The 3,409-nt window shown below is 59.0% G+C and carries 2 rRNA genes; both read right to left on the reverse strand.

Features of this window, described 5'->3' with window-relative positions:
• Positions 1–1,716, reverse strand: a 23S ribosomal RNA gene (locus LPA42_RS33255); the annotation flags it as partial.
• A 372-nt stretch (positions 1,717–2,088) separates the two neighbouring features.
• Positions 2,089–3,409, reverse strand: a 16S ribosomal RNA gene (locus LPA42_RS33260); the annotation flags it as partial.

The following is a 3,409-nucleotide window of genomic DNA, read 5'->3' on the forward strand; positions in this document are numbered from 1 at the left end:
ATGCACCGCGGATTTGCCTACGGTACGGCCTACACGCTTACCCCGGCACAACCACCGGCCGGGATCAGCTACCTTCCTGCGTCACCCCATCGCTTGACTACTACCCGCCAGGTTCCCACGCTCCCCACGATCAGTCCGAAGACCTCACAAGGTTCGGGTGGTTAGCACAACGAGGTTCATCACGGGCGCTCTTTCGCGGGTACGGGAATATCAACCCGTTGTCCATCGACTACGCCTCTCGGCCTCGCCTTAGGTCCCGACTCACCCAGGGCGGATTAGCCTGGCCCTGGAACCCTTGGTCATCCGGCGGAAGGGTTTCTCACCCTTCTTTCGCTACTCATGCCTGCATTCTCACTCGTGCCGCGTCCACAACTAGGTCACCCCGCTGCTTCACCCCCGGCACGACGCTCCCCTACCCACCCACACACCTGCACCAGGCATCAAGGCCTGGCAAAGTATCATGTGAGTGCCACAGCTTCGGCGGTGTGCTTGAGCCCCGCTACATTGTCGGCGCGGAACCACTTGACCAGTGAGCTATTACGCACTCTTTAAAGGGTGGCTGCTTCTAAGCCAACCTCCTGGTTGTCTATGCGACCCCACATCCTTTTCCACTTAGCACACGCTTAGGGGCCTTAGCTGGTGATCTGGGCTGTTTCCCTCTCGACTACGAAGCTTATCCCCCGCAGTCTCACTGCCGCGCTCTCACTTACCGGCATTCGGAGTTTGGCTGATTTCGGTAAGCTTGTGGGCCCCCTAGACCATCCAGTGCTCTACCTCCGGCAAGAAACACGCGACGCTGCACCTAAATGCATTTCGGGGAGAACCAGCTATCACGGAGTTTGATTGGCCTTTCACCCCTAACCACAGGTCATCCCCCAACTTTTCAACGTTGGTGGGTTCGGCCCTCCACGTAGTCTTACCCACGCTTCAGCCTGCCCATGGCTAGATCACTCCGCTTCGGGTCTAGAGCATGCGACTCAAACGCCCTATTCAGACTCGCTTTCGCTACGGCTCCCCCACACGGGTTAACCTCGCCACATGCCACTAACTCGCAGGCTCATTCTTCAAAAGGCACGCCGTCACCCCGCAAGGCTCCGACGGATTGTAGGCGAACGGTTTCAGGTACTATTTCACTCCCCTCCCGGGGTACTTTTCACCATTCCCTCACGGTACTCGTCCGCTATCGGTCACCAGGAAGTATTTAGGCTTACCAGGTGGTCCTGGCAGATTCACGGCAGATTACAGGAGTCCGCCGCTACTCGGGAACACCCACAGAAGACCAGCACATTTCACCTACCGGACTCTCACCGTCTACGGTCAGCCATTCCAGACCATTCGGCTATACACTGGCTTTATCACTCCTCACACGAGTGTCAGCTCGTGTAGCAGGGTCCCACAACCCCGACCACGCAACCCCTGACAGGTATCACACGCAACCGGTTTAGCCTCAATCCGCTTTCGCTCGCCACTACTCACGGAATCACTATTGTTTTCTCTTCCTACGGGTACTGAGATGTTTCACTTCCCCGCGTTCCCCCCACACACCCTATGAATTCAGGTGCGGGTGACTGGACATGACTCCAGCCAGGTTTCCCCATTCGGACACCCTGGGATCACAGCTTGGTTGACAGCTCCCCCAGGCCTATCGCGGCCTCCCACGTCCTTCATCGGCTCCTGGTGCCAAGGCATCCACCGTTCGCCCTTGACAACTTGACCACAAAGATGCTCGCGTCCACTGTGCAATTCTCAACAAACAACCAACCCGTAAACCCCACGACCTCACACCAGCAACCCACACGGATCCGGTATGCGAGGCCAGGCCACGCCTGGCAACCAAACAACCCCCACAACAGGGGCCATGGCTCTGAAAGACAACCGTAGTTGTTCCTTCAGGACCCAACAGGGTGCTCTCCGCCCCTCCCCAGCCGCACCACAAGCCTTCGTTCCCACCACCCGAAGATGGCTGTACTAGAAACCCATGGCCGTTGCCAGAGAAAGACTCACCAGTGTCTCCGCCATTGAGCACCCCGACCTGACATTCGCAGATCGCGGGCTCCATACCAGCTTTCGCCGGATGGTGCTCCTTAGAAAGGAGGTGATCCAGCCGCACCTTCCGGTACGGCTACCTTGTTACGACTTCGTCCCAATCGCCAGCCCCACCTTCGACGGCTCCCTCCACAAGGGTTGGGCCACCGGCTTCGGGTGTTGCCGACTTTCGTGACGTGACGGGCGGTGTGTACAAGGCCCGGGAACGTATTCACCGCAGCGTTGCTGATCTGCGATTACTAGCGACTCCGACTTCACGGGGTCGAGTTGCAGACCCCGATCCGAACTGAGACCGGCTTTTTGGGATTCGCTCCACCTCACGGTATCGCAGCCCATTGTACCGGCCATTGTAGCATGCGTGAAGCCCTGGACATAAGGGGCATGATGACTTGACGTCATCCCCACCTTCCTCCGAGTTGACCCCGGCAGTCTTCGATGAGTCCCCGCCATAACGCGCTGGCAACATCGAACGAGGGTTGCGCTCGTTGCGGGACTTAACCCAACATCTCACGACACGAGCTGACGACAGCCATGCACCACCTGTGACCGCCCCCGAAGGACCCCCCATCTCTGGAGGTTTTGCGGCCATGTCAAACCCAGGTAAGGTTCTTCGCGTTGCATCGAATTAATCCGCATGCTCCGCCGCTTGTGCGGGCCCCCGTCAATTCCTTTGAGTTTTAGCCTTGCGGCCGTACTCCCCAGGCGGGGCGCTTAATGCGTTAGCTGCGGCACAGAGAACCGGAGAGGCCCCCCACACCTAGCGCCCAACGTTTACAGCGTGGACTACCAGGGTATCTAATCCTGTTCGCTCCCCACGCTTTCGCTCCTCAGCGTCAGTATCGGCCCAGAGACCCGCCTTCGCCACCGGTGTTCCTCCTGATATCTGCGCATTTCACCGCTACACCAGGAATTCCAGTCTCCCCTACCGAACTCTAGCCTGCCCGTATCGACCGCAGGCTTGGGGTTGAGCCCCAAGTTTTCACGGTCGACGCGACAAGCCGCCTACGAGCTCTTTACGCCCAATAAATCCGGACAACGCTCGCGCCCTACGTCTTACCGCGGCTGCTGGCACGTAGTTGGCCGGCGCTTCTTCTGCAGGTACCGTCACTTGCGCTTCGTCCCTGCTGAAAGAGGTTTACAACCCGAAGGCCGTCATCCCTCACGCGGCGTCGCTGCATCAGGCTTCCGCCCATTGTGCAATATTCCCCACTGCTGCCTCCCGTAGGAGTCTGGGCCGTGTCTCAGTCCCAGTGTGGCCGGTCGCCCTCTCAGGCCGGCTACCCGTCGTCGCCTTGGTAGGCCATCACCCCACCAACAAGCTGATAGGCCGCGAGCCCATCCCAGGCCGAAAAACTTTCCACCC

Origin of the sequence: Micromonospora sp. DH13 (assembly GCF_020873825.1) — a bacterium.
In the GTDB taxonomy this organism is placed as follows: domain Bacteria; phylum Actinomycetota; class Actinomycetes; order Mycobacteriales; family Micromonosporaceae; genus Micromonospora; species Micromonospora haikouensis.